Origin of the sequence: Rothia sp. HMSC08A08, from assembly GCF_001808385.1 — a bacterium.
GTDB lineage: Bacteria > Actinomycetota > Actinomycetes > Actinomycetales > Micrococcaceae > Rothia > Rothia dentocariosa.
This window is the reverse complement of the sequence record NZ_KV793052.1, coordinates 83,608-99,389: the sequence shown is the minus strand read 5'-3', so window position 1 is coordinate 99,389 and position 15,782 is coordinate 83,608. Positions and strand designations below refer to the sequence as shown.

Sequence of the window (15,782 nt, the reverse complement as noted above, 5' to 3'; positions counted from 1 at the left end):
GGGCTTCGTCTATTTCGAGTCCAGTCGGGGGAGCATTTAAAAGCCTCGGAGTTTCACTCTGAGGCTTTTCTTATAAGGTGACTGGACTTTGCCAGTAACCCACTCCATATTTTCTCAACGCTGGGGGTCTCTAAATACCCTCGCCCAAGAACCCTCTCGCGCATCAAACATCGCTGTCTCGAACCACTATATGAATGCATACGCACAAAAGTTTTCGAGAAATTACACAGCACACGGTAGAATGCGAAAGATACCCTACACACCATAAAACCGTATACTGCCGCCTTCTGAAGATTCGATGGGAGCAGAAAAATCATACGGTTTGGCCGGTGTGATCGCTGGGGCGGTTGTGTAACAACACACCTGCGGTAAGAATAGAGCTAGAATAATAACCGTGGGGTGCCAAACAGAAGCTCCACACAGAACAATCACGGAGAGGTGGGCATGACCACAAACACTAATCCCCAAGGCATACGAGCAGGCATTGCAGGGATTAAGTCAAGTATCGCGGGTCTCTTTGATGCCGCTAAGGTACTTAAAACCCTAGGTATTAACCAGGTCAAAGACGAAGTCCAGATTGCAAAGCACGAGCTTAAGACCAAAGGCGTCGCTCTTGGCAAAGGTGCAGCATTTCTCGCCGTCGCAGCTGTTTTTGCGTGCTTCATGGTCATCGCTATTATCGGTCTGCTTATCTTCCTCCTTGGACAGCTTGTACCTTTATGGGCCTCAGCGCTGATTTGGGCAGGCGTCTTCCTTATTATTCTCGCCATTTTAGGGCTTATCGGATATAAAAAAGTTAAAGCCCAGCTGCCCTTTGCTCCCGAATCGGCAATCTTCGGCGTTCTCTTCGATCTCGGCGTGCTTCGTGAAGGCAGCGCAATGACAGCCTCCCGTTTGAAACAAGAGCAGGCTGAACGTGCAGCGCGCAAGCAGGCAGAGCGTGAGGCCGCTGCAGAGAAGGCACGCCAAGAAGCTGAGGAGCGTAAGGCACGCGGCGAAGAAGAGCCCAAGCCGCTCACCATTGAGCAGATTCAGCAGCGCACTAAAGAACGTCGCGCACACCTTGCAGCTTTGCGCGATGATATGCAGAAGTACGCACAGAATGCTCAATCCTTCACCCAATCAACCGTAGACTCCGCAAAGACCGGTGTACAGAACGCACCCAGCAGCGCGGCTACCGTTGGGCGCAACATGGTCAGCAACGCATCCAAGCCTGAGGTTGTTAAGGCTCGGTGGAAGTCCTTCGCAGCTCTGGGCGCATCGCTCTCTGCAGTCGTACTCTTCCTCCGAAAGATTGTGCGACGCTAACGCAAGTACCTGCACCACAGACTCCGTATATTGGCCCGTCACCTCCGCGGTGGCGGGCCATTTTTGAGTGCATATAGAGGCGACTCTCAGAGAACTCCAAGGCCTGTTTATGCTGAGGAACGCGATAACACCCGATAAAATAATGAAGAACACCCCATACACCTGAGAAGTCAGACCAAGGAGAACAGGCGATGCAGCAGGCAAAGAAGATCCTGATCGGTGCTGAGACCTATCCCCCCGATGTGAACGGCGCGGCACAATTTGGGCACCGCCTAGCGACCTCTATGCTCAAGCGCGGGCACGAAGTACACGTGGTTGCCGCAAATCCCAGCCGTGGACCTAGCTACCGAACCGTAGTAGAGGGCGGCATCGTCGAGCACCGTCTGCGTTCGCATCTGCCCCCCACTCATGAAACCAACCGCATCTGTATTCCCTGGGAAATCCACGCCGAGGTGGGTCGTATCCTTGATGAAGTTAAGCCGGATGTTATTCATGTGCAGTGCCACTACATTATCGGGCGCGCATTACTGAAGCAGGCACATAAGCGTGGAATTCGAGTTATCGCCACCAACCACTTTATGCCCGCAAATTTAGATCCATTCCTGCCGTTCCCGGAACCCATCAAAAAGGTGTATGCGCATATTACCTGGGCGGATATGCGCCGTCTTTTCAAATATGCGGCGGTGGTGACAACTCCGACTCAGATCGGCGCCGATGCGATGCGAGATCTTGGAAGATTTACTCGCCCCGTTATGCCCGTTTCTAACGGCATTGAAATCAGCGACTACGAACTTGCTGAGGGCGCAGATTTGGGCAAAGCACCCGGCGAACTGCGTGTAACCTTCGTGGGTCGTCTTGCTGAAGAGAAGCACGTAGATGTGCTTATTGAGGCGCTCTCTCTTCTCCCTGAAGACCTTGACCACGTTCGCCTTGATATCGCCGGAGGCGGCGAGCTTCGTGAAACCCTCGAACAGAAGGCACGCGAATGCGGTGTTGAAAACCGAGTGACGTTCCGTGGGTTTGTTCCGGACGAAGAACTGCCGGGTGTTTACCAGAGGGCGGATATTTTCTGTCAGCCTGGGACCGCAGAGCTGCAGTCGCTTGTCTCCTTGGAGGCTATGAGCGCATCCACTCCCGTAGTCTTGGCAAACGCCCTAGCGCTTCCACATCTCGTGGAAGAAGGCGTTAACGGATACCTCTTTGAACCTAATAATCCGCAGGATTTGGCAGATAAACTTACAGCAATTCTTCGTCTACCTGCCGCTGAACGCGAGCAGATGGGGCGTGAGAGCCGCCGTATTGTGGAATTCCACAGTGCGGAGAATACCTGGCGCACTTTTGAGGAATTATATGTATCGGATGCCCCCTATGAGCGCTTTCTTGCTCAACGTTCTGAAAAATAAGATGTGTCTAAGATTCGCCAAAACTGTACCCCTCAGGTACTCTAGAGACGTGGCTTACGCGCTAAGCCTCTAGGGGAGTTAGCTCAGCCGGTTAGAGCAGAGGACTCATAATCCTTTGGTCGTGGGTTCAAGTCCCACACTCCCTACAGACCCCGCTCGGTATGACTCATTTATTACATGTCGCCGAGCGGGGTCTTTTCGCTTTATATCGGGGTTCGAGTTACGCGAGTTAGAACAGAGAGCATAAACACGCTACATTAGATACGAACATTTGAGAGATAAAGCGTTTGCCAGCTACTTTTGAAAAGCACCATTTTCTCTCGGAACCCCTGTTAGAGACTCCGGCTCACTCAAAATGAGGAATAATGACCACCGATAAATCCTGCATGAGAGCGCTACAAGGTTTATATGAGCGTCGCTTTCTGCGTTTTGCCACCGCGTTTACCCTCGCCTCTGTTCTTGGCGTAGCGGCACCCGTTCTTGCGCCGGTGCCTACACACGATCATGGCTCGGCCTTCCTGACAGCGGCTCGCGCAGATCAGCAGGATGTTCCTTCGCCCCATGTTCGCAATCTTATTTTTGTGCTTCAGCTCAAGGAAGACGGTACCTTTGAGGGGCACTTGCTTCTCGGAGATTTTAAAGGTGAGATTGGGCAAAGCGAGCTTCAAGACCTAGATACCTATCTGGAGGCCGTCAAAGTTGATAACCAAAAGGTAGAGTCCGATATTCATTCGTATCAGCCGTATTTTGTGGGTAAAGATGCTCTTATCCCGAAAGAAGCACAGGGTCGGCACGTAACATTTACTGCGAATAGCATCGACCAGGTTAATAGAGACCTCGAACAGCTTCTCGGAACCAAGAATAATTCCATCTCTTTCAGCGAGTCCACAGGAGAAAATCAAGAGCTTTTATCAACCGCAAATGTGCATATTGATTGTGCCGGTATTTGTGATGCGAGCATGTCATCCCCGCCATTGGGGCTTGTAGCAGCGCCCGCATCCTGGGGTAAGAGCGGCGACGAAGCTCTATACAGCGTCAACGAGGCAGCAAAATACGATTCTGGTACATCCTCGGTTGTTAGCTATACGATGAGCCGCCGAGTGGTTCCTGAGAAATTTTCAAGCACTTTCTACATCAGCTCCGAGTCTTCTTTGAGTGCGAGCTTCCAATATACCTTTAGCCCGCTCGACGCAATGCTTTTTAGCCGGAGTATTAATGAGATCTTTGGTGCCTCCAATACAAAGACCGGTGAACATAATATGGAGCGTAATGAGCAGGGTATAGGGCGTACCTTTACTACCCGGATCAGCAATATCAAAGTTCAAGATTTCCAACGTTTGCTCAACAACTATATGCCCGGCAGCGAGGTAAGTCTTGAGAAGGGTGAGAACGATCAGCTGACGTTGCGTGCCAAGCTCGTTGCGGATGCTAAAGTCACCGATAGATTCAGTGGCGACAGTGAATATATTGTGGTGGCGCCGGACGGTATGGCAGTTGTAAATCCTCCTGCTAATACTGTTGTAGATCAGTCCGATGGGGCAATTCATGTGCGCGCCAAGGGTATTAACACCGCCACAATGGAAATTCATATGCAGAAGGCCCCCCGCAACTATAGGCCAATTATGATTGCTGGGATTGTCGTAGCATCCCTGCTCATCGTAGTGCTGATCTCTATCCCCATCGTGGTGACTCGTCGCGTGAAGAAATTAGAAGAAGAATAAATACCTTATTTTCTGAAGATATGACGAATTATCGTGAGTAAAGGCGAGATTTAAGGTAGGGTAAAAAGTAACCTCGCATGCACACGCGAGACATCGCCGATAAACACACGGAGTACTGTTGCTCCAGCGCCTTCTTCCTGGAATAAGGCTTAGCCACGAGATCTTCAGACTTATCTGGTTTCTTGAAGCAACGTCCCGAGTGTATATCGGCTTGTTGCATAGGAAAATCCGAGATAAGGATCAGATGATGAGTGAGAATATTCCGCAGTCCGGTCAAGGTCAGCCACAACATCCTCAAGGCTATGGCAATGACGGGTACCAGAATCCCAACCCCGCTCAACCGTATGGGAACCCTAATATGCACCAGTCTGTACCTCCCCAGGAGCAGGGCGGACAATACCAGCAGGATCCTAATCAGTTTGGAAACCCGGTTCCGGGTGCTCCGAACCAGCAGATTCCCCAGCCGAACGGGTTTAACCCGCAAAACCCTGCACAGCCTCAGGGAGACCCACATGCTGGTTTCGCCCAGCCAGCAGCACCGGCAGTGCCAAACCCTTTCGCTGAAGCTCTCAAGAATGTTTGGGGCAGCTTCCTTGATGTCTTTAAGAGCCAGCCGGGCGACGCACATAAAAGACTGCAGGACAGCCAACCTTGGGGATGGATTATCGCTGTAGCAGCACAGTCCTTCGCAGGCTCTTTGGTCATTACGCAGCTGGTCAGCGGTCTTCTTGGGCTTTTCTACATGTTCCGCGGATCATTCTACGGCAGCCGGGGGAGCTCCTCTCAGGGAGGAAACTTTGGGCAGACCGTCATGATTTTTCTGATTTTCTTTGTCGCAATTTTTGCGATTCACGTTCTGCGCGGCTTGCAGCTCATGCTGACCGCTCGTATCGGAAAAGTTCAGTCGAGTTTCAACGACTGCATGAGCGCGGCAGGTGTTGCGGCTCTTCCCTTGGTTGGCTCCTATCTTCTGCTCTACCTCTTTGTTCTTCTCACGATGGGTACAAATGGGAAGAACTTTGCAGAGAACCCCATCCTGACGATATATCTTCTGGTAGCAATCTTTGCGTTCTCGATTGTGATCGGTGAGTCTCTTATCTACCTAGGGCTGAATCGCCTAGGCCGTTTTGAGAAATCGCCTGTGTTAATGCACGCTCTTCTTACAACTGCATGGGTTATTGTGGCCATCATCGTATACAATATTGCGTTCCAGATGATGCCTAACCCCATGGCATCAAGCTTCTAGGAGCATTGTAAGATGAGCCAGCTACTACAGCAGCGCTCGTCAAGACGGCAAGGAAGACTTGGATTCCTTGCCGTCTTTCTGACGGTTCTAGCGCTCATTATGTCTGCCTGTGGTGCAAAAGTTGAGACAAATCTTGGGCTTGAAAATTCCGAGAAAGGCTCCCGCACCATTACAGTGTCTTTCAGCTTGAAAGATAATAAAGATTACCTCAAAGGCGACGTTAACGCTCTTGACGCTTCGATTAAGAAACACAAACCTCAAGAACTTGATTATGAGGGCATTCGAACCGAAGGCGATAATGCTCAGGCCACCTTCAAAGTGAATTTTAATAGCGTAGATGAGTATCGTACTAAAGTCTCCGCTATCTTGAAGGCTTCAAGCTTTGATAAAGAACCCAGAATTCTGATTAGCGACAGCAAAGACGGTTTGGTTCAGGGCGTTGAAGTCTCTGAAAACTTCACCTCGCAGGACCTTATCAAGTGGCTTCCCGAAGCGCTTGTAACAGACGGCTTGGTCGAAGCAAAACGCAAAGACAATGTCCTGCAGTCAAGTGGGAAAAACAGCGTTACCTTTGAAGGTCGCGAAATTAAAACAACAGAGTCCTCCAATGAGGTTCAAGCTAAAGACCTCAAAGATAATGGGTTTGATGAAGTTGTGATTGCGGTCGATAAGAAGGACGGTAAATATAACGCCAAGATTGTCTTTCTCGCAAAAGAGATCATGGTACCTGACCGGGTAAGTGCTGTAGACACTTATCTTAACTCGGTGAAACCTGAGGGAGCTGAGCTTACCAAGGGTATTGACGAAGAAATCGCCAAAAAGTCTTACCGGAGTTTACCGTCCACGCAATCTGGTAAAGATGAAAGCGGTCGCAACCTAAAATTTACTGCCGATTCTTTCGAGGATCTCAATGCTAAACTTCAGAAAATTCTGGGTACTCAAGAGACCGCGTTAGAAAGTTCCCAAGAAGTTAAAACTGATTCTTCTGGGGCGAAGATCATTGAGCATGTAACAGGTTCAGTTGATTGCAGCCGTGTGTGTTCACCGGGAACCAACTACGGGGTGAAGTTTAGCTTCTCTGACGACGGTAAAAATTTTGACCAGGACTACGGTTCGTCGAATAGCTCAAGCTCAAGCGCATCCGCGTCGGATAGGGTAATAAAAGTCAACCTAAAGAATTCGCGCACGATTCAGCCTGAAAGCCTAAACGTGACTTCTGCGCTGGGTATGGACGGTTCTGTTGAAGCGAAGTTTGAACTTGCCTTTAAGAGTTCTGATGTCGCGCAGGCTGGGGATGCCCTTAAGTCTTTCGTTCAAGGGTCTGATGAGGCTCAAGCGACATTTGAGGAACGTACTGACGGCGATAATACGATATATTCAGCAAAGATACGAGGCAAAGATTCTGCGGAATTCAATACCCGTATTGGTGCTTACCTACCCGGTTCTGAAATGACGATTCATCATCCTGGCGGGGTTAATCTCTTCGGAGCAGACTATACGGTTTCGCCCAAGTTTAACCTGCAGGAGCGTTTTGGCCAGCTACAGCCCAAAAACTACGATTTCAAGTTTGAACTCCCCATCATGAGCTCGGTTAAAACCGATGCTCTGCAGGGAAGTAACTCTATGTTTGGTCGCCAAGATTCACATCTCTCTGGCGACGGGCGTAACGTTACGGTTAATAGCTCGGAGGGTTATGTCAATACCTCATCCCTCACCATTCCAGCGCATGGGTTTACCATGACGGACTTTGTGGTGGATGCTATTTTGCTCGGTCTGCTTCTGCTGATTCTGTTGGTGCTCTTCATCTTCCGCAAGCGCATTCGTCGCGCAAGCCAGAAGGCACGCGAACGCCGAGCTGCACAGCAAGCGGTGCAGCCGACAGCAGCCTACACAGCTTCAGACTCGGATGTTCTCAATTACGGCGACGATTCGCCGACCGTTGCGTTCTCGTCCGGAAGCTCCTATGCGGCTGAAACGGACGGTACTATCCCGCTGCCCGCCCAACAGGCTCCTACCCCGAAGCACGCTGCAAAGTCACAGCAGAAACCCGTTTCGGGTGATAGTGATCAGGACTTTTTGCAGTAGTGCCGTGCCATAACGTATAGCAAAGCAGAGACCGGTTGGTCAGGCACACAGTGAGCCCCGCATCGTACACGATGCGGGGCTCACGACATATAGGTAATATTTCAGGCTTTGAAACTCTCGTCAACGGGAAGTAGTATAGTCGGTTCTGCTGGTCCCAACAGAAGCATAGGGTTAATATATTCTGCGTTTTTGCCGCTTCCGTTCTTGTGGTCGCCGCCGCGCCGAACGCTCCAGTAAAGGCATGTGGTAGAGCACCGAGGTTTTGCGGGATGCGCATCCACCCGAGCGATAACCTGCCCCGCCTGAACGTGAGTACCGACTGGCAGAGGATCGGTGACAGGCTCGAAACTCGACCTATACCCGTTCGGATGCTCAATGACTACTACCTGTCGATCGACGACAGTTCCCGAGAAAACTATGGTTCCAGGCGCCGGAGCGCGTACTTGGTCCTGTTCTGTTGCCTCAAGATCGACTCCGCGATGCCCTGCCGACCACCGCTGACTGGGCTTGATAAAGGCATGAATGACATGAGGTTTTCCAGATATAGGTGAAATCCATGAACGCGCAGAAGTGTGCATGATCTGTAGGGGACCGTGTCGGTACTTTATACCGCTGACGTGTGGCCCGAAGCCTAAAGATAATGCCACGGTAAGGACTATGATCTGGATCGTTAAAACCCGCAAGAATATTGGAGAAGGCACCCAGACTTTTATAGGATGCCCTGAGCGCCAGCATGCTAGAAGAAACAGGGGAGTACGCCACAGTGCAGATATAAAGTGTTGTCTGGACATCGTAAAAATACGTGCCTGTGCCGCCAGACCCGCGCGGTGCATCCACGCCCCCAACCAATCACATATCATTCTTCGAGCACACCACAGTCGAAGACGCATAAAGATATGTACAAGGCTGTACTGTGGAAAACTTACCCTTTCGGGACATTTTTATTCGATATCCACAGACGGTAATTAGCGTTTTCGTGAAAAACAGGTGAGACGACTTAGCGTTTTTCACAAACCTCCAAAATATGAAGACTCGTGATTCTATGGATTCAAGTGAGGTAGTAGCAACAATTTTTATAAAAAACCACGCTTATCCGGGCGAAAAGCTCACGGTACTAAAGACTTAAGACCCAAATATCAGGTACAATTTTCTATTGCAGTGTGCCTAGCCTGGTAACGGAAAGGCTCGCTGACGACGCGTGGCGTGAGCACCTGGAACCTAAATAACAGGTGATAAAAGACCTTCGGTCCGCTTAGAACAAGCGGTCAGGGCTTGAGACACGGGGCAACCCGAATGTCTAATCGCCACTAGGATAAACCGATAACTACTATGCGCGCGTGTGGCTAGCCCGAGATGGGAGGTCAGCGCGGCACCCTGATATAAAGGAGACGACATGCCCGTCGTAACTATGCGTGAGATGCTGGATTCCGGCGTTCACTTCGGTCACCAGACCCGCCGTTGGAACCCCAAGATGAAGCGTTTCATCCTCACCGAACGCAACGGCATTTACATCATCGACCTGCAGCAGTCCCTCGAATTCATTGATAAGGCTTTTGAGGCTGTTAAATCCACCGTTGCACACGGCGGCAACATTCTGTTTGTGGGTACCAAGAAGCAGGCACAGGAAGTTATTGCTGAGCAGGCTACCCGCGTGAATATGCCTTACGTTAACCACCGCTGGCTTGGTGGTATGCTCACCAACTTCTCCACCATCGCTAAGAGCATTGAGCGTATGAAGGAACTTGAGCAGATCGACTTTGACGATGTCGCAGGGTCTCGTTACACCAAGAAGGAACTGCTCTTGATGCGCCGCGAGTTTGAGAAGCTCGAAAAGACCCTGGGCGGTATCCGTAACCTGAGCAAGGTTCCCTCCCTCGTCTGGGTTGTTGATACCAAGAAGGAGCACCTGGCGGTTAACGAGGCTCAGAAGCTGGGCATCCCCGTGGTAGCTATTCTTGACACCAACTGTGACCCTGACGAAGTTGCATTCCCCATCCCTGGTAACGACGATGCGATCCGTTCCGTCAACCTGCTCACCCGTGTGGTGGCAGACGCTGTTGCTGCAGGTCTCATTGAGCGTAATGCTAAGAAGACCGGTAAGGCAGAGGCTGCTGAAGAGCCTATGGCTGCGTGGGAGCGCGAACTGCTAGAGCAGCACGAGGCAGCTCAGGCGGCTGAAGCTAAGTAGGCTTTAGCTTTTCCACGATGGGAAAAGCAGTACGGACGGTACCTACCCTGTGGCGGGTAAGGTGCCGTCCGCTCATAGCTCATGGGCGTTATCACGCCTACATCTTAAATTAAGGAAAAAGAGGAGTTCACATGGCGAACTACACTGCAGCAGACATCAAGGCACTGCGTGAGAAGACCGGCGCAGGTATGCTCGACGTCAAGAAAGCTCTCGATGAGGCTAACGGCGACCAGCAGAAAGCAATGGAGATTATCCGTGTGAAGGGTCTGAAGGGCGTCACCAAGCGTGAAGGTCGTGCAACCGCTGAAGGTTTGGTTGCAGCTCGCGTAGAAAACGGCGTTGGTTACATGGTTGAGGTCAATTCTGAAACCGACTTCGTGGCTAAGTCCGAACCCTTCATCACCTTCGGGCGTAACGTGCTGGAGGCTGCTATCGCGGCTAACGCATCCACTCTGGAAGAGCTGCAGGCCGCATCCTTCGAGGGTAAGACCGTTGAAGAGCTCACCACCGATGCTGCCGCCCTGCTGGGTGAGAAGGTCGTGGTGCGCCGCGTAGCACGCGTTGAAGGCGAGAACGTGGCAGTTTACCTGCACAAGACCTCTAAGGACCTGCCCGCACAGGTTGGTGTTCTGCTTGCTGTTTCCGGTAATAACGTTGATGAAATTGCGCATGACGTCGCAGTCCACATCGCAGCGATGAGCCCCAAGTACCTGGACTCTGAATCTATCCCGGCTGACCAGGTTGAAGCTGAGAAGCGTGTTGCACGTGAGACCGCAATCGCTGAGGGCAAGCCCGAGAAGATTCTGGATAAGATCGTTGAGGGTCGTCTCAAGGGCTTCTTCAAAGAGAACACCCTGCTTGACCAGGACTTCGCAAAAGACACCAAGAAGTCTGTGGCACAGGCACTCTCTGAGGCTGGCGCAACCGCTACCGGTTTCGCACGTTTCCGCGTTGGTGCCTAGTTTCTAGGAGCTTTCCTCAAGCAGACAGCCTTTACTGAGGTTATATGCTAAAGTCGGATGCTTGCCCTGTGAAGGGTGAGCATCCGACTTTTTGTATAAATATTGTGCAGGTTGCGCACCTAGCGCAAAGAAAGTTCCAGAACCTATTTTCTGTATAGATTATCTTGCAGATACAGTGTTGACCTGAGGTTTTATAGGGTTTTATATGCCCGGAGCATTTAGTCTCTTAAACTCTACGCCTTCTGGCATGTCGAATGAGAGAGAAAAATATCGAAGGGTGTACCACAAGACAGTGTTTCCGTAGCGTATCCTTGATAAGGACTATTGAGTGTTCACCCCGTTATCAGCATAAGTTTTATCCGTTGGAGGGTATTTATGACCGACTCACACACGCACCCAATCCATCGAGACGACACCGGTCGTCGCCGTGTTCTACTCAAGCTCTCAGGCGAAGTTTTCGGCGGGGGAGAAGTTGGTATTTCGACCGGGGTTGTGCGTAATATTGCACAGCAGATTGCAGCAACTGTGGGTAAGGTAGAGACCTCCATCGTGATTGGCGGCGGTAACTTCTTCCGTGGCGCCGAGCTTTCACAGGCAGGTATGGATCGTTCCCGCGCAGACTATATGGGCATGCTCGGTACCGTGATGAACTCTCTGGCTCTTCAGGATTTCTTGGAGCAAGAAGGTATTGATACCCGCGTACAGTCTGCTATTACTATGCCGCAGGTTGCAGAAACCTACATTCCTCGCCGCGCTATTCGCCATATGCAGAAAGACCGTGTGGTTATTTTCGGCGCCGGTGCCGGTCTGCCCTATTTTTCGACCGATACCGTAGCTGCCCAGCGAGCCTTGGAAATTCACGCTGACGAAGTTCTGGTAGCAAAGAATGGTGTGGACGGCATCTACACTGCCGATCCGAATAAAGACCCTCAGGCTGAGCGCCTGTATAACCTCACCTACGATGAAGCTATGCAACGCAACATTCGTGTGTTGGATCAGACCGCATTCTCCCTATGTCGCGATAATAACGTGACGATGCGCGTCTTCGGCATGCAGGGCGAAGGTAACGTAACCCGCGCTATTCTGGGGGAGAAGATGGGTACTCTTGTAACCCGCTAAAGAAACGTTATGCCGTTATACTCCTTGCATTAGAAGCCGTTCAACGGCTTAGCCATAAGGAAAAAACGGTGAGAAGTCGCCCGAGATAGTCTCGGGCGACTAAACTATAACTAGGTCGCGGTTTGCACCGTTTGGTGTTTCCCGTAGCCGTAGCTACCAAAATCGGCATGAGCCGACTTCCCCTATAAAGGAGATTCCGTCGTGATCGAAGAAACCCTTGCCGAAGCCGGCGAGAAGATGGATAAGACCATTGAAGCTATCAAAACAGAATTCGCCAAAGTCCGCACCGGACGTGTGAACCCTGCGATTTTTAGCTCTATTACCGCAGACTACTACGGCGCGCCGACTCCATTGCAGCAGCTGGTGTCGTTCAACGTTGAAGATGCCCGTACGGTTAAGATTGTTCCATTTGATGTGAGCGCTTTAGCTGCTATCGAAAAAGCAGTGCGTGACTCTGACTTGGGTGTAAACCCCAGCAACGACGGTGCCGCTATCCGCGTGGTTATGCCCGAGATGACCTCTGAGCGTCGTAAAGAATACATAAAATTGGTCAACCACAAAGCCGAGGAAGCTCGCGTTTCGGTACGTAATGTGCGCCGCCATGCTAAAACCGTCATTGATAAGCTTGTGAAAGACGGCGAGATCGGTGAGGACGACGGTGCCCGTGCCGAAAAAGAGCTTGATGCCCTCACTAAGAAACATGTAGATACTATCGATGAGCTCTACAAGCACAAGGAATCTGAGCTGCTTGAGGTTTAAGGCTCAGAGATGAACACACGAGAAGATACGGGGGATAAGAAGAGCGAAACAGCCCCCGCCCCAGGGAAAACAGCATCCCGAGCGGGGCGCAACTTACCCGCCGCTATCGGCGTAGGCGTAGCATTCGGCGCGGTGCTGACTACAGGGCTTTTCTTTCCTCCGTTTCTTGTGCTTCTCTGCGCGATCTCTACCGGGCTGGGAAGCTGGGAGCTTGCCTCCGCACTCAACAAAAAACGCGACTACAATTTACCCCTGACACTGGTGACGGTGCTGGCTCCGATCCCCACAGTCTCAGCGTATATTTGGGGATTCACTGGTTTGGGGATCTCCTGCGTTGCTGTCGCCCTAGTACTTGCTTGTATCACCTTGGTGGTACCCAGGAAACGTACAGCCTCACGGTATAAAGTTTTGAGGGGTCTCATTCTAATTTTGGGATGGGTACCCTTGACCCTCGGAATTTCGATGGTGTACTTTAGCACCGAGCGCGGTTGGGCAGGCATCCTGATGATCCTTCTCATGGCAGTCAGCAACGATACTTTCGGGTATATTGCCGGTGTTATATGGGGTAAACATCCTATAGCACCTACCATTTCTCCAAAGAAGAGCTGGGAGGGCTTTGCCGGTTCCTATCTTGGGTCTGCCGTGGTAGCGTGTATTGCTCTAAGTATTTTGGGGCAGAAATGGTACTGGGGAATACCGCTCGCTGCGGTCATGGTTATCGCCTCTACGGCGGGTGATCTTGTAGAATCTGTTTTTAAACGTCGAATAGGCATCAAGGATATGTCAAATATCCTGCCTGGGCACGGCGGCATGATGGATCGTCTGGACTCGGTACTTTTTGCGGCCGCGGTTGGGTGTTTGATTTTTACCTTTGTGCTTCCTCTCTAGAGCGGAACACAGGATAGCGAAAACTTTATGCGTAGGGTACGCACACGAGCTGCTCACGTCGTGTGCCCTGCCTGATGATAAGGAGAATCCTTGGCAACGAATACTAGTCGTACAGATAACGGCTTCGGCCGTGCGGCAGAACTCGAACCTGGTTATAAACGAACCGAGGTCGATCGTCTCTTTGCTCGACTAGCCGAGGATTACGAACAGCTAAGCGGCGCTGTACAGCAGCACGCTAATATTTACACGTCGCGGCTTATTCGCCAGGTTGTTTTTCGTACCGAGCCCGGCGGCTATGCGGTAGGGGACGTCGATCGCGCCCTAGAGCGTATAGAAGAACGTTTTGCCAAACTGGAACGCAGCCGTTATATAGAACAGTACGGTTTAAGCAATTGGGAGCTATCCCTCGTAGACGCGGGTGAGCTGCTGGCACAGCGACTAGAGCGGCCGGATGGTGAACGCTTCCGCCGCCCCTCTAAACGCAAGCACGCCGGGTATTTTGTGGGTGATGTTGATAAGGTATGCCATCATATCTATGCTCAACTCAATAGCGAAGAACCGCTTGATACATCCGTTATTCGTAACGCTGTCTTTAGGTCTGCGACCGGCTCGGTGAGCTATGAAGAAACCCAGGTTGATGCCTTTATGGATCGCTGTATCGAGCTTATCCAAGATCTGACCTAAGACGTTGCTGGCAGCCGCAGGACCTTCTGAGACCGTGCTGGCAGCATGCGATACTAGTAAACATGAAGTTTGGTTCCTCTACCCGGGTTGGGGGCTTCCGCGAAACCCTCACTGATGCTCTTAAACATGGACTTTGCGATGCTCGAAGGGTTACTTTACTCGGTTCCACCGGGTCTATTGGCACCCAAGCAGTACAGGTTATAGAGCATCTTGCGCGTCTTGCGGGCACCACCGTCGATGCTGAGGATGCACCGCTGAAGGTTGCAGCTCTTAGCGCCGGTTCACGCTCCCTCGAATTATTAGCACAGCAGGCGGTTCGGGTACGTGCCGAGCTTGTTGCCACCAGCGGCACGACGCAGGATGCACAACGGTTGCAAGAATACCTTGATGCGGCCGCCCGCAGTGTGGGCATTAGCGGGTACAGTCCGCGCATCGTCTGGGGAGAACGTGCCAGCGTTGAGGCGGCGGCGCATCCGGCGGATGTGGTACTCAACGGCATTACCGGATCTATCGGTTTAGAACCCACACTGACCGCCCTCAAAGCGGGGTACCGGGTTGCCCTTGCGAATAAAGAATCTTTGATCGCGGGTGGACCGCTTGTGCGTGCTGCCGTCGATGCCTCACCGTTAGAAACCCCGATGGTTCCCGTGGATTCGGAACATTCGGCTCTTGCCCAAGCGTTAGCCAGCGGCACCGACGCCGAGATAGACCGGCTGATTCTCACGGCCTCAGGAGGACCTTTTCGAGGATATACCCGTGACATGCTTTATGACGTTACCCCACGGCAGGCGCTGGCGCATCCTACCTGGGATATGGGGCTGGTGGTCACAACCAATTCGGCAACGATGGTGAATAAGGCCCTTGAGGTATTAGAGGCACACCATCTTTTTGGGGTTGATCTTGACCGCATTGATGTTGCGGTGCACCCGCAGTCGATTGTGCATTCGATGGTTCAGTTCGTAGACGGCGCGACTATCGCCCAGGCGTCCCCGCCGACCATGCTTCTGCCTATTGCTCTGGGACTGACGTGGCCGCATCGCATTCCGCAGGTAGCGGCTCCCTGTGATTGGACTCAGGCGCAAACATGGACTTTTGAGCCGCTTGATTCGACGGCTTTCCCTGCTGTGCAGATGATTAAAGAGGCGGGCAAGCGGGGCGGAACCTTTCCCACCGTTTTTAACGCCGCTAATGAGGAAGCGGTTAGCGCTTTCCACGCCGGTAAAATTCGGTTTACCGATATTGTGGATTCCGTGGCGCGTGTTTTGGAGGCGCACGCCGCCAGTAGCGAGGTTACGGCTGAAGCCGACATGAGCTTAGAGGCTGTTCTGAACGCCGAAGCTTGGGCACGCGCATACGCTCGTGAGTTCTACGCCACGAAGATGCCGTCATAACCATCACGAAGGTTTTCCCTACGCGGCG

At 51.7% G+C, this 15,782-nt stretch carries 13 protein-coding genes and 1 tRNA gene; 13 read left to right on the top strand and 1 reads right to left on the bottom strand.

From position 1 onward, the window contains the following. Positions 1–444 precede the first annotated feature (444 nt). The 6 genes from HMPREF3164_RS00440 to HMPREF3164_RS00415 all read left to right on the top strand — a co-directional run bounded on the left by HMPREF3164_RS00440 (position 445) and on the right by HMPREF3164_RS00415 (position 7,763). On the top strand, positions 445–1,308 hold the full coding sequence (locus HMPREF3164_RS00440) for a phage holin family protein (RefSeq protein ID WP_013398718.1): 864 nt from the start codon (positions 445–447) through the stop codon (positions 1,306–1,308). Positions 1,309–1,499: 191 nt separating this feature from the next. Continuing rightward, complete coding sequence (locus HMPREF3164_RS00435; RefSeq protein ID WP_004006220.1) at positions 1,500–2,711, top strand: glycosyltransferase; 1,212 nt, start codon at positions 1,500–1,502, stop codon at positions 2,709–2,711. Between the two features lie 72 nt (positions 2,712–2,783). Further along, positions 2,784–2,857, top strand: a tRNA-Ile gene (locus HMPREF3164_RS00430). Positions 2,858–3,097: 240 nt separating this feature from the next. After that, complete coding sequence (locus HMPREF3164_RS00425; protein ID WP_246822534.1) at positions 3,098–4,432, top strand: hypothetical protein; 1,335 nt, start codon at positions 3,098–3,100, stop codon at positions 4,430–4,432. Between the two features lie 247 nt (positions 4,433–4,679). Continuing rightward, positions 4,680–5,678 (top strand): Yip1 family protein, encoded by a 999-nt coding sequence (locus HMPREF3164_RS00420; RefSeq protein WP_239664779.1) that lies wholly within the window; start codon positions 4,680–4,682, stop codon positions 5,676–5,678. Between the two features lie 12 nt (positions 5,679–5,690). Beyond that, on the top strand, positions 5,691–7,763 hold the full coding sequence (locus tag HMPREF3164_RS00415; RefSeq protein WP_070448434.1) for a hypothetical protein: 2,073 nt from the start codon (positions 5,691–5,693) through the stop codon (positions 7,761–7,763). A 101-nt stretch (positions 7,764–7,864) separates the two neighbouring features. Here HMPREF3164_RS00415 and HMPREF3164_RS00410 read toward each other — a convergent pair whose 3' ends face one another. Next, a complete protein-coding gene (locus tag HMPREF3164_RS00410; protein ID WP_239661874.1) occupies positions 7,865–8,341 on the bottom strand; it encodes a murein hydrolase activator EnvC family protein in 477 nt (158 codons plus the stop codon). Positions 8,342–9,156: 815 nt separating this feature from the next. Here HMPREF3164_RS00410 and rpsB point away from each other — a divergent pair. The 7 genes from rpsB to dxr all read left to right on the top strand — a co-directional run bounded on the left by rpsB (position 9,157) and on the right by dxr (position 15,754). Continuing rightward, positions 9,157–9,951 (top strand): 30S ribosomal protein S2, encoded by a 795-nt coding sequence (gene rpsB, locus HMPREF3164_RS00405; RefSeq protein ID WP_004006225.1) that lies wholly within the window; start codon positions 9,157–9,159, stop codon positions 9,949–9,951. A 131-nt stretch (positions 9,952–10,082) separates the two neighbouring features. Beyond that, complete coding sequence (gene tsf / locus HMPREF3164_RS00400) at positions 10,083–10,913, top strand: translation elongation factor Ts (RefSeq protein ID WP_004006226.1); 831 nt, start codon at positions 10,083–10,085, stop codon at positions 10,911–10,913. 375 nt (positions 10,914–11,288) lie between these two features. Further along, positions 11,289–12,032 (top strand): UMP kinase, encoded by a 744-nt coding sequence (pyrH, locus tag HMPREF3164_RS00395; RefSeq protein WP_004006227.1) that lies wholly within the window; start codon positions 11,289–11,291, stop codon positions 12,030–12,032. A 201-nt stretch (positions 12,033–12,233) separates the two neighbouring features. Further along, positions 12,234–12,791 (top strand): ribosome recycling factor, encoded by a 558-nt coding sequence (frr, locus tag HMPREF3164_RS00390; RefSeq protein WP_004006228.1) that lies wholly within the window; start codon positions 12,234–12,236, stop codon positions 12,789–12,791. A gap of 9 nt (positions 12,792–12,800) precedes the next feature. Then, positions 12,801–13,679, top strand: coding sequence for a phosphatidate cytidylyltransferase (locus HMPREF3164_RS00385; protein WP_070448433.1), 879 nt, complete (start codon positions 12,801–12,803; stop codon positions 13,677–13,679). Between the two features lie 90 nt (positions 13,680–13,769). Continuing rightward, on the top strand, positions 13,770–14,363 hold the full coding sequence (locus HMPREF3164_RS00380; protein ID WP_004006230.1) for a DivIVA domain-containing protein: 594 nt from the start codon (positions 13,770–13,772) through the stop codon (positions 14,361–14,363). A gap of 62 nt (positions 14,364–14,425) precedes the next feature. After that, the gene (gene dxr / locus HMPREF3164_RS00375) at positions 14,426–15,754 is read left to right on the top strand and encodes a 1-deoxy-D-xylulose-5-phosphate reductoisomerase (RefSeq protein WP_070448432.1); all 1,329 of its coding nucleotides are present in this window, start codon (positions 14,426–14,428) and stop codon (positions 15,752–15,754) included. Positions 15,755–15,782 lie beyond the last annotated feature (28 nt).

Coding starts and splice junctions, on each gene's coding strand:
- HMPREF3164_RS00440 (WP_013398718.1), top strand. CDS start 445: ATGACCACAAACACTAATCCCCAAGGCATACGAGCAGGCATTGCAGGG.
- HMPREF3164_RS00435 (WP_004006220.1), top strand. CDS start 1,500: ATGCAGCAGGCAAAGAAGATCCTGATCGGTGCTGAGACCTATCCCCCC.
- HMPREF3164_RS00425 (WP_246822534.1), top strand. CDS start 3,098: ATGAGAGCGCTACAAGGTTTATATGAGCGTCGCTTTCTGCGTTTTGCC.
- HMPREF3164_RS00420 (WP_239664779.1), top strand. CDS start 4,680: ATGAGTGAGAATATTCCGCAGTCCGGTCAAGGTCAGCCACAACATCCT.
- HMPREF3164_RS00415 (WP_070448434.1), top strand. CDS start 5,691: ATGAGCCAGCTACTACAGCAGCGCTCGTCAAGACGGCAAGGAAGACTT.
- HMPREF3164_RS00410 (WP_239661874.1), bottom strand. CDS start 8,341: ATGCACACTTCTGCGCGTTCATGGATTTCACCTATATCTGGAAAACCT.
- rpsB (WP_004006225.1), top strand. CDS start 9,157: ATGCCCGTCGTAACTATGCGTGAGATGCTGGATTCCGGCGTTCACTTC.
- tsf (WP_004006226.1), top strand. CDS start 10,083: ATGGCGAACTACACTGCAGCAGACATCAAGGCACTGCGTGAGAAGACC.
- pyrH (WP_004006227.1), top strand. CDS start 11,289: ATGACCGACTCACACACGCACCCAATCCATCGAGACGACACCGGTCGT.
- HMPREF3164_RS00385 (WP_070448433.1), top strand. CDS start 12,801: ATGAACACACGAGAAGATACGGGGGATAAGAAGAGCGAAACAGCCCCC.
- dxr (WP_070448432.1), top strand. CDS start 14,426: ATGAAGTTTGGTTCCTCTACCCGGGTTGGGGGCTTCCGCGAAACCCTC.